This is a genomic window from Pseudaminobacter soli (ex Zhang et al. 2022), assembly GCF_014595955.1.
In the GTDB taxonomy this organism is placed as follows: domain Bacteria; phylum Pseudomonadota; class Alphaproteobacteria; order Rhizobiales; family Rhizobiaceae; genus Kumtagia; species Kumtagia pseudosoli.
In genome coordinates this window covers 1-13,557 of record NZ_JABVCF010000032.1, presented here as the reverse complement: position 1 = coordinate 13,557, position 13,557 = coordinate 1, and the positions used below count along the sequence as shown (strand labels likewise).

The window sequence follows — 13,557 nt, the reverse complement described above, 5'->3', positions numbered from 1 at the left end:
GATCGACTGAATGAGGGGGGTCAATTTTGGACGCCGATCCTCCCTGCTAAGGGGTCAAAATTGCACGCCGATTCACACCTTTCGATAAAATCAAGATCGACCGAAGTTTCATCCTGCAACCGGGTCGCCGCGAAGCGGAGGCGATTGTGGGGGCTATTGTAGGACTAGGCCGCAGCCTGGGGATGACCATTACCGCAGAAGGTGTGGAAACATCCACGCAACTCGCCATGATCCGGGAGAAGCGCTGTGATGAGGCCCAGGGCTATCTTTTCGGCGCGCCTATGCTCCCTGAAGAAGCGCTTCGAGCCATTTCAGATGGTCTCGGTCAACCCGGGATGCCGCGAGCACACGGCCCCGGCACGAGCCGCCCAAGCGCAGACCCGTCTCGCGAACTCCAATCTTAGCTTAGCTGTCTCTTTTTTTATGCGCGTTCTCACCGCTGAAATCTGCTCGAAGCCCGGTAGTTGGGGGGTACAAGTTGGAAGAATATGATTTCCGAGATGGAGGCGCTGTAAATGCAGGTCCCACTCAAGTCGCGTTGGTCGGCCACCTGGAAGTGCGACGTAACGTGCTATGGTCGAAGAGGATCCATGTGACGGTCATGGCAACCGAGGAAGGGGTGAGCTTCATGCCCTACCACGGGTCTCGTGTCCCACGATTAATCTCGTATGAGACGCTGCATTCAGCGTCAGCAAGCAGCTTCCTTGGACGTAAGTCTATTATATTGCACGACTTCTACGGCGTCGAGGTCGTTCGCTGCAGTGCTACGCCCGATGAAATTCGAGAGTTTTGTCACTTCGTCAGCAGCAGAATAGCGTCGACCAAGAAAAAGCCAATTGGGGCGAGGTTCAAGCTTACGCAGCTCGAAGCACCACCCGAGTCCATATGACGACGAATCCGGCATAGAGTTTCTACTTAAGCCTGCCAAGGAAGCTCCGCGCACAGCCGAACATCACCTGAGGCCGCGCACGGCAGAGCGTCTTCTGCAGATAATGCAGAATGTGATTGTTGCCCTTGCCGGCGCAATAAAACCGAAAATGTACGACGCTGTATAGGAATTAAAATGAGCATTGCTAAACCCGCTATGATCGTCGCCCTGTTAGCTGCCGCGTTATCAAATGGAACAACAAGCGCTAATCCGGTGTCAAACGGTTGTGGTCTTATCAAAGCAACGTTTAGGAATCAGATTGAAACGATATTCCTGATCGAAATGGCGCATTTTCATCTCAAGGATAAATATGGCAGCGACGCGAAACTCTATGAAGAAGCCTTATCTCATTATAATTCGAAACTTTCGTTTAAGGCTGCGAATGAGATTTCTAGCCTCTGCCCAATTGGCTAGCAGTAACAGCAAGCTCTCGTATCCGGCGGTGATGGAGTTCACGATATGGAATTGGCACAGCCTCAGTCTACAGCTTGCGCCGTCGGCGATGTCAGATCTTGATGGCAAAAGGGCCTCATAACAACCGAAATGGAGAGCGCAAAGCTGAGTTCCGGACACGCTGGCCGGAACGGCCGATTCTGGGCAACGCAAAGGTTGCCTCAACAACCGACATGAGGCGCAGAGCTGTAGATCGTGTTGGCTGACCGAACGTCCGCTTGCTTGCTATCCCCGGCCAAAAGCGGCCATTCCGCTTCCCACCCATTGCGGCCAGAAGCTGAGTAACAAGTAACCGGTACCGAAATCATCGAACGAGATGCGAACCCTGAGCGCTGAATGCAGGCGAACTGCCTCCTCCTGATTGTTCAGGAGGACCGATTCTGTCACCCTCCAGGGAAAGCCGGGCTGCAGGGAAGTTCTACACCGCGAACAACAACGGATTTCACGGCTGGTGAGGTTGTGTACAGCCCGGGTCAGGAGACAAAGCCGTGTTTCGGCCGCATCGCCCCGGCCATTTTTCCTGTAGGATGCTGCCGGTCTTTGCGAGCAGGCTCTGCTTCTCCGCCTCGGGCAGCTTGGTGATGTAGCCGGTAGAATGAACGCGGGCGAAAAATCCTTCGCGCGGCATGGTATGGGGATAATCCTTGACCAGTTCGCTCTCGAATTGGCGCTAGTCATTCGTCATCGGCAGACAGTGTCGCGTCGAGATCCACCTCGACACCCCCAACCAGCGCGTTTGCCGCACACGATCGATGCGGGTAACACATAGGTAACAGCAACAAGTCTATCGTTCCGCAACGCCGAGTGTGCGGGGAGGCGCGGAGGTGGGTCCGCTATATCTATTGTCATTGGCCAACCCCATTATCGCGGGCGTCTTTTTTCTGACTTTCTTCACGATCTGGCGCAGACAGCGTGAGCGGACGTATGTCCTCGCTTGGGCCCTGATCTACTCGGCTGCGAGCATCGGCTGGGGGATAGACTTCCTTCGAGTGTTCTTCGGCGATTTCTGGGTGTCCTTTGCCGCGAACATAGTCTTCCCATTCGTGGCGTTTTTCACCACAAGAGGCGCATGCCTGAGGTATCAGGGTTCATCTCCGGATGGATTGCTTGGTTCAGTTTGTGGCGCGTCGATCACCGTTTCCTCGTATTTCTCCTTGGGACATGAGGATGCCTTCTGGCGCGGCACGTCGACGAGCATCGCCATGGCGATAATGCTGTTTATCGGCCTTTTCGCGGTACTTCGGGCAAGGCGGCGGGATCACATCGACAATGGGATCGCGCTCGCTCTCGGTCTCATCGCTGTCGTCCTTGTCGTGCGGCCTGTTATGTCGGTCATGATCGAGGGCTCTCCGTCGGAAGCTGGTGCGACGCCGGAGTCATTCTGGCTGGTATCCGTGAAGCTGATGGCGCTGTTCTGGTGGATTTCTTTTGCCGTGCTCTTCCTCGTGCGCATCGCCGCTGACTTGATGCGTGATCTAGCTGAACAGTCAGTAACCGATCCGCTCTCCGGAGTTCTGAACCGTCGGGGATTTTTCGAGCGAGGGCAGGCTGTCTTGGATCAGGCCAACGCCGCACTTCCCGCCGCCGTCCTGATCTGCGACATCGATTTGTTCAAAAAAGTAAATGATAGCTACGGCCACAGCATTGGGGATGCCGTTATCCAGGGCCTTGCGACAGTGCTTCGCGAGGCGGTTGGCGAATATGGTGTCGTCGGCCGGCTAGGCGGAGAAGAATTTGCTGTCGTTCTCCCAAAGTCCGACACCCGCGGCGCGCTGCTCTTTGCTGAAGGCCTGAGGTCCGCCTTCTCGCATCAACGCCATGAGGGAATTCCGCCGTCACAACAACCTACTGTCAGCATCGGCCTGGCCGAGTGTAGCGGCCGAGAGACCTTGGGTAGAGTACTGGACCGCGCTGACGCAGCTCTATACCGTGCAAAGCATAGCGGGCGCGATCGGGTAGAACGTTCCGTCGAGACTGCGGAAGATCGTCCAATCTGTAACGCAGCTTAGCCGTAGGACGTTTGCAGGGATCGGTGATCCTCTAGGGTCAGCTTAAGGGCGCGTAAGAATCTTGAATGGTTCGCGCCCTTGGCATTCGTCGACCGGAGGCGATTTCCTGGCGATGACCGAACGCCTACGGGTGAAGTCGCCAAGGCCGACACCTTGGACCTCCGCGTCGAGGCAGATAGCTGCCGTTCAGGAGCCGACCGCATCTCGGCCGTTACACAACCTACTGTCACCTCCCGAAAGCTGTCGTTCGGGAAGCAACCAATTTCCGGCTTAAATGGGCCGGAAGCGCTTGGTCTGCTATCAGAGCGCGTTTTGCGGATAGCTGCCGTTCGGCTTTCGATCGCACTCTGGTCCCCGCAAGGCCGCAGCGGCAGGGCACGCTCAAAGGCAACCCGCGGAGGTCATGCAGGATCCGCCCGTGCGCATCTATGAGAAGCTTACGCGTTCGACTATGCGGACATTGACGCGCTGATAACCGAGCTTTCCATCTGCGTCCGGAACCAGCGGAGGGTCTCAAGAGTCGAGGGCAATGCGTTCTGCTTTCTAGCGAGAACTTCCAGCTCCTTAAAGCGCAATGCGAATTGCCTCTGGTCAGGTAGAGCGTGCAGGAGCGAGCTCACGATGATCTTGAGCCCGTCGATCTGTCCTTGCATTTCCAATTGTTCTTCTTGGTTCATAATCGTCTCCTGAAGGGCTCGACACCGACTTCGGGTGCGATCACCAAATCGAATCGGCGAGGCTGCGAGGTAGGCGCGTGCCCGTCATCCAAACGCTGCGGCTACCATATGTTCGTCCCGGGTCGACCAACTGGCATCCCGGCTTGAGCTCAGACCGCTCTTCTCCCCGGTGGCCTGGCGAGGAAGCACTAGCTGGCATTGGAACAGCCACGTACCCTTAGTTAGCCAGGGTGCGCGACAAACGATTGAAGTCGATTTTGAGAGAGGAAGATTGCCGAAGGCACTGCTTGCGCCAGAAACAAAGTTCGACAAGCAAGATCGATATCTTTGGAAGATGGACCACTGCGGTGTTCAAAGCAAGGCGAGGGCGAATATAAAACTTTCACCTACGACCTCTGCCCCGCGGTCGCGCGGCCGCCAACACCGAGATCCGGGAACTTATCGCTCGAGACCCCGTTTAAGCTGGCCCTTCTGAGGGATGGATGTGCGTGTAGCGCGGCCAGGGATGGGCCGTGTGGTGCTTGGTCGGACAGAGATTGGGGGGACGAAAGTGCCTTCCGGGAAAGAGCGTAGGATATGTCGCAGCGAGACTCCGGCTCCGTTTGGAAGCGGGCACCGTGCGAGCCTCGGGCGGTCAGCTGACTCACCTGCCGAAAGCACTGCCGATGCTTCGGCTATCGCTAGCACTTCATCCGCAAATCATCACATTGGTCCATCACTTGCGATTCTCCGAGCTCTGCCCGAGCCGGTATATATGACGGACTCCGACGGCCGCCTTACCTTCTTCAACGACGCAGTCGCCCGTTTATGGAACCGACATCCCGAAATCGGCTCGGACGGATTCTCCTGGGCATGGACACTCTTCTGGCCGGACGGGCGGCCCATGGCCTACGCCGAATCACCGATGGCGGCTGCTCTCAAGGAAAAACGTGTGAACCGAGGTCGGGAAGTCCTGATCAAGCGTCCCAATGGCGAGCGCGTCACCGTTCTCGCGTTCCCAACGCCTCTATTCGATCATGCTGGAAATTTGACCGGCGCAGTGAACATGTTGATCGACGTAACCGATCGCTCCAGCGCACATGGTGCTGCTCAACGTTTTGCCGCCATTGTCCAGTCCTCCGACGACGCGATCTTCGCCAAGAGCCTCAACGGCACAATTACATCCTGGAATCGAGGAGCGGAGCGCCTGTTCGGCTATTCCGCCGAGGAAATCGTCGGCAAGCCGGTGGCGGCCCTCATCCCACCCGATCGACACGATGAGGAGCCGAATATTCTCAGCCGGATCAAAGCCGGCGACGCTATCGACCATTATGAAACCATTCGGCGCAGGAAGGACGGCACTCTGGTCGAGATATCGCTCTCGGTGTCACCGATCCGAAACCCGGAGGGCCGTGTTGTTGGTGCTTCGAAGATCGCGCGTGACATCACCGAGCGAAGACGCGCCGAGGAGCAGCAGCACCTCCTCATCAAGGAGATGGACCATCGGGTGAAGAACCTCTTTTCTCTCGCAAGCAGCATTGTCTCCTTGAGCAAGCGCTCCGTTGGGTCGGCGGACGAGCTCGCGGGAGTGGTGTTGGCTCGGCTCGGTGCGCTTGCTCAAGCACATGCACTGACCATTCCGACTACCTCCACCTCCGCATCGAGGGCAGAGCAGGCGACAACGCTGCACACACTGATCCGCACGCTCCTTGCGGCCTATGATGAAAACCACGTTGCCGTTTCGCGATTCCAAATCTCTGGACCTGACGTTGAGGTCTGCGGCGGCGCGGTAACCGGCTTCGCCTTGGTGTTTCATGAGTTTGCGACCAACGCCGCCAAATACGGGGCACTTTCGGTTCCCAACGGCAGGCTGGTGATTGAGTGTGAAACGGCGGGCGAGCAGCTAACCATCACTTGGTCGGAACGCGGCGGACCTCCGGTTGCCCCACCTGCGGATGGCGATGGCTTCGGCACGCTGCTGACCAGGGGCACGGTCCGCGGGCAGCTTGGCGGTGAAATTTCTCGCGAATGGAAGCCCGAGGGATTGGTCATCACATTGAGCGTCGATGGCAACCGTCTCAACGGTTGAAGCAGACTGCGCCGCCGAAGGCCTTGGGCTTGCTCCACTAACTGCTGCGCCTTATCGGCATCTGCCGCCGAATGGGACACGCATGACGAACGGTCAAGATCCGATCAGTTCGGCCAATGCAGCCAGGAGACGTCGCTCGCCGGTCGGTTTACCGACATTTGGCGCTCCAGCCAGAGCCTCACCGCCGATTTGCTCGGGATGGCCATAGGCGCTTGCGATTGCGAACGGCACATCTCGCGCCTTCAGGGCTTCCGCTACCGCCGTCACCAGTTCATTTCCGAGGTTAACATCGAGCAGCGCGACCGAGGGCAATTCGTCCTCTAAAAGGCGGAGTGCGCCCAGTACGGTCGCCACCGGTCCAATAACCCTCCAGCCGCGATCTTCAAGCATCAGCTTGAGGTCCATCGCGATCAGAAACTCGTCCTCGACAATCAAGACAGTCTTCTGCACATGATCGTCCTTCACCCCCGGGAGAGGGGCACTCCCGAGCGGAATGACGATCTCAGGGCCTAAACCAGATGGTGGGTATTTCAGTTCCACCTGCCCGCCAAGATTGTAGGTCGTTGCGGATTGAATGAGTTCAGTACCGTAGCCGGCCTTGGTGGGCGGAGTGACAGGCGGCCCGCCGCTCTCCACCCACCTGAGCCGAAGTTGACTGTTCTCTTCCTCGAGCTGCCAGCTGACTTGCACCCGGCCAGCCGGAACTGACAGTGACCCATACTTGGCGGCATTCGTCGCTAGCTCGTGCAGGATAAGGCTGAGTGACATGATCATGCGAGGGCCAAGCTCAACATCTGGGCTAAGACCGATTGCGACTGCCTCGGGATTAGCTGTGTAGGGCGCGAGGATCCGTTCGATCAGCGTAGCTAGACCACTCTCATCCTGGTCGTCGAACGCCAAGTCCTGCGCTTCCACCAGGGCACCGAAACGGCCCAGGAAGTCATCGCGGTATTCCTCTGCCGAACGATCCTCCGTGGTAGTCTGCCGAGCTATTGTTGCGCCACCGCGAGCAGGTTTTTAGTCCGATGCCGGAGTTCGCCGAACAGCATGTCCTTTGCTGCCTCCCGGCCATGGCGGTCGGTTGCGTCCACGATCGACAGCAAAAGGGAATGACTGCTGTTGTCGGGGTGGTGTAGCGTGCGCGCCGTCAAGAGCATCGTTCTGCGGCCAAGACCGGGAAAGTCGTGTTCGACCTCATAGTCGGTCGATCACGGCCGTCGCTTTAGGGATCACCTCCGCAAGCAGCTTACGCAGCTCGGGAATGTCCCACTGGCCATCGCCCAACTCATAGAGGGGCTGCCCGATCGTCTCGTAACGATCAACATGTTTCGAAGGGCTGGCACTCTGGACGCATAGACCTGCATCCAGCACGAGCATTGGATCCGCAACGGTATCCACGATCCCCTGCGCGTGAACGTGACTGGTGCGCAGAAGGCGGTACAAGTCTTCGACGTTCATCACGAGGTGCCCATCAAACAAAGTATACTACAGACGACAGTTCCAGCCCGCAATCTCAGCTGAAATCCCTGCACGAGACTCTGACCCGTTTACGCCATAGACGTCGGACCGCGCCAACAGGCCCCGTCTTGCCACACGAAGGTTCCATTCGATGGAGTTGGCAACGCACGATGCTGACGAATGTCGCGCGTCAGTTGATTTGCCGAAGGATCGGCTAAGTCCGCTCCTGACGAAGCGCCTTTTCGTTGCTGTTCTGATCCTCCCCGTCATCATGACGATTTAGCGTCACCGTGCAGCGGATGAGACGATTCCAGTCCGTTCCGTGCTCGATGATGAGGTGGAGGTCCAAGATCTCCTCGAAATAATGCTCGATGCTCTTGGGACCCGCATCCGTGCGATACTCGATGACTGCCTTCCAGCGCTTATCCTGGTGGAGGGTGACGACGTTGCCCATTGGCGCTCCTCGGGCTGATCGACGTGCGATCAGAAGGTGATGCTGGTGGCTAGCTGAGAGTGTAATCGCGAGACGCGCGCCCGCGGCTTACTAGGTTCGGCGGCCATGCATCAACGCAGATCCGCAGCGTGGATAACATAGATCGGCGGTTGGCGGCCTTTATAGATGCGCAATGCGGCGGCACGGATGCCGGGGCGGGCATCGTCGAACGCTGCCAAGCAAGCGTCTTCAGACGCATTGGCGTGCACAAGGGCGGCAGCTTCGACGAGGAACGGTACCTCGAACATGCCATCGTAAGCGGTGAAGCGGACACCTCGCCTGTCCTTGTCGAAGCTGCGGCTCCCGTTCGGGAAAGCAAGCGTCACGACCGTTGTTTCCCCTGCACGGAGGTGCATGGCGAGTATGCGGCGCGTACTCTGCCTCTCGAGACCGATCGGCGATTGAGCGACATCATCTTGTCCGTCGCGTCGGCGCGACTCAGGCCGGTCATCAGGCCTTGGCCAATGTCCGCCGGAACGCCCGAAAAGACGTTGTAGACAGTCCAACTGCGGTCCATCTCGATACGGCGTCCATAAAGCGTCTCGTCGCGCTCTTGGTTCTTTACGTGCTGACTATGGCTATCTGTACTCACGTCGATCCTTTCGGGTTTTGGAGTACCCGGGCCGGAACCCGGGGCTCAGGTTCACCCGGCAAGCAGTCCAGCTAATGTGTCGGTCACTAACCTCACCGCTTGACGTCGGTCCGACCCGTCATGTTCGCATTGGCGGCTGCCTTGAGCTGGCTGCCGAACGAAGAGTCAGGCTTGAGTGGAGACTTTTTCTGCTTCGGCTTTCTGAGCTCGCGATTGCTGCGTTTCTGTCCCTTGGCCATAGCCGAACGTCCTTTCGATAAGAGTTGCGCCCTCTTCGGCAGGCGATATCCCCACCGCCTCGAGACTGTCCTGCGTCGTCACCCGCTCATGACGTTCCTCGTCGTTTCGGATGCGGTACTGGGGCGACTCGCCTCTCGGTGGGAGCGTCCCGGTGATGCGATAGATGTCCGCGGACTGGAAGGGTCGCCCGAACCCGCCCTTCAGCCGGACAGCCTGCCCGACAGTAAAGAGATGCGTCGTGGGATCGCGGCGGATCGGACGGGGATGGCGTTGAAAAGTTCTTGCGGCGGTCATGTTTGCGTGTGGTCCTTTTCGAATGCGGCACCGAGGTCCGCAGTATTGATCGGCAACATCTGGGGCGTCGCACGTTGCTGGCCGATCCCAGGCAGATGGATGAAAGTGCCGGCGCGATGCCTGCGACCCGGAACAAGCCCTTTATCGTGACGAGGGTCTGGCCGCCTCATGCCGCCAGTACATCCTTGGGTCAGCCCGGGCGTTCATTAGAGGTTCGAATGAATCAAAATGCCGCACCGGATTGGTCCAAGGCATTTGCTATTCGCAATTCGGGGGGAATGGCGGGTCTCTGACACCGCGAAGCCAAATCGGCCAAATCAACGAATTCTACATATGCGCCTTGATTGGATTTTAAACAAGGCACTCCGGATGGTATTTCTGAATGTGCGAAAGATCGGGCAATGAAAACGACACAATCATCCCGAGAAAAACTGAAAGCACGTCTTGATACGCGAATGACTCGCCAGAACTGAACGGCTGGCTCGAGAAGAAGCCAACTGAAACGCTGATCCGTGGCCCGGTGAGTGCGGCGTCGTGAATCGAAGACAGCTACGCCGAAGGTCGAGTGCTCAGCGGCAGACGGTATTGGAACCGGTCGGGAGAAAGACGAACAGTCCGCCCCTACGAATTGTCCTTCAAGCCGGTAGATCGCAGCTGAAAGGTGGTTCCGGCTGGCCTTCCTGAACCCAATGGCCTAAGGACGGCAATGAAGAACGACCGATTTGAAATACCCATAACCGTCCGATCCGGCGCGGCCGGCACCAATCTGGCCTTGAACTCGGCCCGCGAGGCTTCGCATTTCCTCCTGAACACTTGGCCAGGCAAGAGAACGCCCAAGCACCGCGCGGCGCTCCAAGCCTGCCATGATGCAATCGCCGGCGAGAAGGCTGTCATGACTGCAAGACGCGCCTTCATTGCGGCAGCGCGCAAGGCGGATGTTTTCGTCAGCGACAAGCCCCCTGTCTGAACCAGGGGGGTCTCGCGGCAGTTATTCCTCTACGTTGGATTGGGTCTCGTCGGCAGGTTTCGTACTTGCCGTGGCCGCCTTGGCTGCCTCTTTCTCCGCCTTCTTCGCCGCCTTGATGCGGTCGCGGTCCTTGCGTTCCCAGGCGTAGTTCGGTGTTCGCGCCATATCGGCTCCTTCTCTGACTGAGGCGTGGGTATGGGGTTCGAACCGCGAACACAATAGCGGCTTGGTCAGCCTCTGGGCCGACCATGACGTGGAAAGGTGTCGGCTCGCGGGCAGGAAGTAGCTAAAATCTTGAATCGCTACTGGGACACGATAATTTCGCGTTGCACTTGTATTCATCGCGTCGGTGATCTAAGTGTCGTTCATTGATATTTCGGCCGATCGATCCGGGCCTCGCGATTTTCTCGCGCTTGCTGCGTCAGTCTCCAAAATTTCGATACAAGCTGGTCCGGCGCACCGCCGGGCCAAACACGATGCATGCGCAAAGGAAATTACGCACATGGCAACAGGTACCGTTAAGTGGTTCAACAGCACCAAGGGCTTCGGCTTCATCCAGCCTGACGATGGCGGCCAGGACGTCTTTGTCCACGTCTCCGCCGTCGAGCGCGCCGGTCTGGCAAGCCTCGTCGAAGGGCAGAAGATCAATTTCGAGGTTCAGCGCGACCGCCGTACCGGCAAGTCGGGAGCCGACAACCTCAGCAAAGTAGCCTGATTTCAAGCTCGCGCGCCCCGCAAGTCGGAAGGGCGCGGCAAGTCACGGATGTACTGGCAGCCGCGCTGAAAGAGCGTGCGAGAACATGATTGGGTCTGATGGCCGGCGCAGCAGATTGCTGCAAGTCTTCAGACAGGTTGTGAGAGCCAGGCTGCAGAGCAGCGGAAGGCGGGGTCATCCCCGCCTTTTTCGTGCCCGCAAGCCCGTTTGTTGGATACGGCGCACCGTAGACGTCCTCGAAAGGTCAGATTGAGTTTACTACAGCGTAGACGGCATCCGGACGTCGCTGAAGAACCGGAGCATCTCGCGGCTGGCGTCGGGGCCGCGGGGATCCGTGTACGAGCCATCGGAACTGCCCCCCGACCAGGCATGTCCGGCTCCGTGAAGGATCCATTGCTCGAGGACCGGATGACCGCTTTCATCCGACTGGACCGTACGCGTATAGGCCATTCCGCCTGAAGAGACGCCGCGGCCTACCGTCTGTCTGAGCGGTGTAGCTCCCTTAGCCTGGACGATCACCTGATCGCCATTGACTCGATGCACGGTCGTGTCGTTGTCGCCATGGAAGACGATGGTTGGCACTGTGCACTGAGGGCTTCGTGCGCCCGGAACGCCAGCCGCAGAAACCGCACCTCCCTGTCGCATTGCGGCGAACGCCGACGGTAGATCCGCCGCGGCTCCGCAGGCCAAGCCGGAATGCACGCCGACTGCTGCGTAAAGATCGGGATAGGCCGCTCCCATGATCGCCGCGGCCGCACCGCCGGCCGAGAGCCCTGCGACATAGACCCGTTTCGGATCGACCGAGAAATCGCCCATGACCTGGCGGGTGACGCCTTCAATCAGCGCGGGCTCGCCCTGGCCGCGTTGCTGGTCTTCCGCCCGAAACCAGTTCCAGCACTTTGACACGTTGGCCGTTTGAGACTGCCCAGGATACGCAACAAGAAAAATCTGTTCCTCGGCAAGCGCGTTCATCCGTGTTCCCGCAGCGAAATCGTCAGGCGATTGGGTGCAGCCATGCAGCATCACGACCAGGGGAACGGATGATTGCGCCTTATAGGTGCTCGGAATGTAGAGCTTGTATCCCAGGCTCGCCCGGCCGTTGCTGAAGGTCCGTTCCTCAAATCGCGCGCCGTCCGGCAACGGAACTGGTGAGCGAAGCGACCCCGGCAGTCCGCCGAGATGTGGATGCGGGGCCAGTTTTCCGAAACGGCCGAGGAATGCCTGTAGTGCTTCCGGCGTGACCTTTCCCGCCCCTTTGCCGCCGAGGCCACCAAGAACCGCGTCGGGCATCGGTCCGTTCTTCACGGGTGCGTTGCGGCGCAGGAGGGCCATCGCTTCCGCCAGCCGCCCCGCTTTGGTCAGGCGCGCTACCTCGCCCATGTCGATGATTGGGAACGTCTTCAATGTTGTGATCCTTTGGTGAGGGGGAGAGCGGAGCCGCCAGCGGCTGCACGACGCCCTTGGAGCACGAGGTTGATCAGACCATGCGCTCTCTCAGCGCTGCCTTCACGGAGGGACTGGCATGCAGAGCCCCGAGCACCTGAACCGAGGCAATCGCCGCGCGGGCCAGGTCGGGCGAGACGTCCTGCGCGATGGTGACCAGGCCAAGGACCTGGATGTGCAAAGGCTCTCCGGCTGCCGCGACGGCCTCCAGTTCGCTGCGGGAGTAATGGCGCAGGCCAAGATCCAGCCCCTTGCGCGTCACGGAGCTTTGCACTGTGTCGCTATGCCGTTCCAACTGGTTGCGGATTGCCGTTCGGATGAAGTCGGTGCGGTTCGAATAGAAGCCGTCCTCAACCATCAGATCGATGCGTCCGAGGTCTACATAACCAAGGTTGATCGTGATTTTCTCGCTGTCTCCGGGTTTTGGTCGAAATTGGACGCTTTCTCGGGTCATGGCAATCCTCCATCCATTTGGATGGTATTTGGATGGCGAAGTGAGGAGTTCAAGGGGCCAACACACGATCGCGCTGCTGAAGGCAGCGCTGCGTAGCTGCTCAGAATTTGGAAACAGCGCGCCCGAAGTGGCCAAGAACGGCAGGCTGGGAAGGGACAGACGCGGACCTGAGAAACCCGAAATTTGCGGAAGTTAGCTTCCTGCGCACAGAACCAAATTGAACTGATCCTGTTGCAACAGCCGCCCTGGCGCGGCTGCGACCTGCAACGTGATCGTCCGCTTTCGGGAAGCGGCAAGCTGATCTCCGCGTCCGACCTCGGGCGCAAAGCGTAGATCGAGTTGGCTGACCGAACGTCCGCTTGCGTGCTATGCCCGCTCAAAAGCGGTCATTCCGCTTCCCACCCTTATGGCCCCTCGGCACGCCCGAGAGGCCGCCACGATCAGATCTCAGTTCCCTCAGCGAGGGTGAGCGCGTCCTCGACGTCCACACCAAGATAGCGAACCGTGTTCTCGATCTTGGTGTGACCGAGCAGGATCTGCACCGCACGCAAATTACCCGTAGCCTTGTAGATGATCGAGGACTTGGTTCGCCGAAGTGAGTGTGTGCCGTATTCTTCACGGCGCAGTCCGATCGCCGATACCCACTCATTGACGAGGCGGGCATCTTCGGCGGCATTCTGCCGAATTGGTGTGAATCGGCGTGCAATTTTGACCCCTTAGCAGGGAGGATCGGCGTCCAAAATTGACCCCCCTCATTCAGTCGATC

16 protein-coding genes and 1 pseudogene are annotated in these 13,557 nt (G+C 58.6%); 6 read left to right on the top strand and 11 right to left on the bottom strand.

The annotated features are described in order from the left end of the window. Positions 1 to 59: 59 nt before the first annotated feature. The 3 genes from HUI96_RS28765 (at position 60) to HUI96_RS30205 (ending at position 3,390) form a co-directional block, all read left to right on the top strand. Positions 60 to 404 (top strand): EAL domain-containing protein, encoded by a 345-nt coding sequence (locus HUI96_RS28765; RefSeq protein ID WP_188258128.1) that lies wholly within the window; start codon positions 60 to 62, stop codon positions 402 to 404. A 659-nt stretch (positions 405 to 1,063) separates the two neighbouring features. Next, positions 1,064 to 1,342, top strand: a complete 279-nt coding sequence (locus HUI96_RS28760; RefSeq protein ID WP_188258126.1) for a hypothetical protein — start codon at positions 1,064 to 1,066, stop codon at positions 1,340 to 1,342. Between the two features lie 863 nt (positions 1,343 to 2,205). Beyond that, the gene (locus HUI96_RS30205; RefSeq protein WP_188258125.1) at positions 2,206 to 3,390 is read left to right on the top strand and encodes a diguanylate cyclase; all 1,185 of its coding nucleotides are present in this window, start codon (positions 2,206 to 2,208) and stop codon (positions 3,388 to 3,390) included. 449 nt (positions 3,391 to 3,839) lie between these two features. On the opposite strand, the gene HUI96_RS28750 is transcribed toward HUI96_RS30205, so the two are convergent. Next, complete coding sequence (locus tag HUI96_RS28750; RefSeq protein WP_188258124.1) at positions 3,840 to 4,067, bottom strand: hypothetical protein; 228 nt, start codon at positions 4,065 to 4,067, stop codon at positions 3,840 to 3,842. Between the two features lie 676 nt (positions 4,068 to 4,743). On the opposite strand from HUI96_RS28750, the gene HUI96_RS28745 reads away from it, so the two are divergent. After that, entirely contained in the window at positions 4,744 to 6,135 is a 1,392-nt protein-coding gene (locus tag HUI96_RS28745) for a sensor histidine kinase (RefSeq protein ID WP_425299323.1), read from the top strand. 93 nt (positions 6,136 to 6,228) lie between these two features. Here HUI96_RS28745 and HUI96_RS30200 read toward each other — a convergent pair whose 3' ends face one another. The 6 genes from HUI96_RS30200 to HUI96_RS28725 all read right to left on the bottom strand — a co-directional run bounded on the left by HUI96_RS30200 (position 6,229) and on the right by HUI96_RS28725 (position 9,212). Beyond that, on the bottom strand, positions 6,229 to 7,071 hold the full coding sequence (locus tag HUI96_RS30200; protein ID WP_337918696.1) for a hypothetical protein: 843 nt from the start codon (positions 7,069 to 7,071) through the stop codon (positions 6,229 to 6,231). A gap of 53 nt (positions 7,072 to 7,124) precedes the next feature. After that, positions 7,125 to 7,286: a hypothetical protein gene (locus tag HUI96_RS30195; protein ID WP_337918691.1), complete on the bottom strand. Its 162-nt coding sequence runs from the start codon at positions 7,284 to 7,286 to the stop codon at positions 7,125 to 7,127. Between the two features lie 43 nt (positions 7,287 to 7,329). Further along, positions 7,330 to 7,593: a hypothetical protein gene (locus tag HUI96_RS30190; RefSeq protein WP_337918690.1), complete on the bottom strand. Its 264-nt coding sequence runs from the start codon at positions 7,591 to 7,593 to the stop codon at positions 7,330 to 7,332. Positions 7,594 to 7,807: 214 nt separating this feature from the next. Further along, on the bottom strand, positions 7,808 to 8,047 hold the full coding sequence (locus tag HUI96_RS28735; RefSeq protein ID WP_188258122.1) for a hypothetical protein: 240 nt from the start codon (positions 8,045 to 8,047) through the stop codon (positions 7,808 to 7,810). Positions 8,048 to 8,157: 110 nt separating this feature from the next. Beyond that, on the bottom strand, positions 8,158 to 8,412 hold the full coding sequence (locus HUI96_RS28730; protein ID WP_188258121.1) for a DUF1488 family protein: 255 nt from the start codon (positions 8,410 to 8,412) through the stop codon (positions 8,158 to 8,160). 431 nt (positions 8,413 to 8,843) lie between these two features. Next, entirely contained in the window at positions 8,844 to 9,212 is a 369-nt protein-coding gene (locus tag HUI96_RS28725; RefSeq protein ID WP_188258120.1) for a hypothetical protein, read from the bottom strand. A gap of 706 nt (positions 9,213 to 9,918) precedes the next feature. Here HUI96_RS28725 and HUI96_RS28720 point away from each other — a divergent pair. Continuing rightward, positions 9,919 to 10,179 (top strand): DUF982 domain-containing protein, encoded by a 261-nt coding sequence (locus HUI96_RS28720; protein WP_188258119.1) that lies wholly within the window; start codon positions 9,919 to 9,921, stop codon positions 10,177 to 10,179. Between the two features lie 21 nt (positions 10,180 to 10,200). Here the strand turns inward: HUI96_RS28720 and HUI96_RS28715 are convergent, their stop codons facing one another. Continuing rightward, complete coding sequence (locus tag HUI96_RS28715; protein WP_188258118.1) at positions 10,201 to 10,344, bottom strand: hypothetical protein; 144 nt, start codon at positions 10,342 to 10,344, stop codon at positions 10,201 to 10,203. Positions 10,345 to 10,681: 337 nt separating this feature from the next. Here HUI96_RS28715 and HUI96_RS28710 point away from each other — a divergent pair, with 337 nt between their 5' ends. Then, positions 10,682 to 10,894 (top strand): cold-shock protein, encoded by a 213-nt coding sequence (locus tag HUI96_RS28710; protein WP_188258117.1) that lies wholly within the window; start codon positions 10,682 to 10,684, stop codon positions 10,892 to 10,894. 258 nt (positions 10,895 to 11,152) lie between these two features. On the opposite strand, the gene HUI96_RS28705 is transcribed toward HUI96_RS28710, so the two are convergent. The 3 genes and pseudogenes from HUI96_RS28705 to HUI96_RS28695 form a co-directional block, all read right to left on the bottom strand. Then, positions 11,153 to 12,298, bottom strand: a complete 1,146-nt coding sequence (locus HUI96_RS28705; protein WP_425299322.1) for an extracellular catalytic domain type 1 short-chain-length polyhydroxyalkanoate depolymerase — start codon at positions 12,296 to 12,298, stop codon at positions 11,153 to 11,155. 73 nt (positions 12,299 to 12,371) lie between these two features. Beyond that, positions 12,372 to 12,791: a CopG family transcriptional regulator gene (locus tag HUI96_RS28700; RefSeq protein WP_188258116.1), complete on the bottom strand. Its 420-nt coding sequence runs from the start codon at positions 12,789 to 12,791 to the stop codon at positions 12,372 to 12,374. Positions 12,792 to 13,231: 440 nt separating this feature from the next. Further along, a pseudogene (locus HUI96_RS28695) lies at positions 13,232 to 13,453 on the bottom strand (tyrosine-type recombinase/integrase); the annotation flags it as partial. Positions 13,454 to 13,557: the final 104 nt, after the last annotated feature.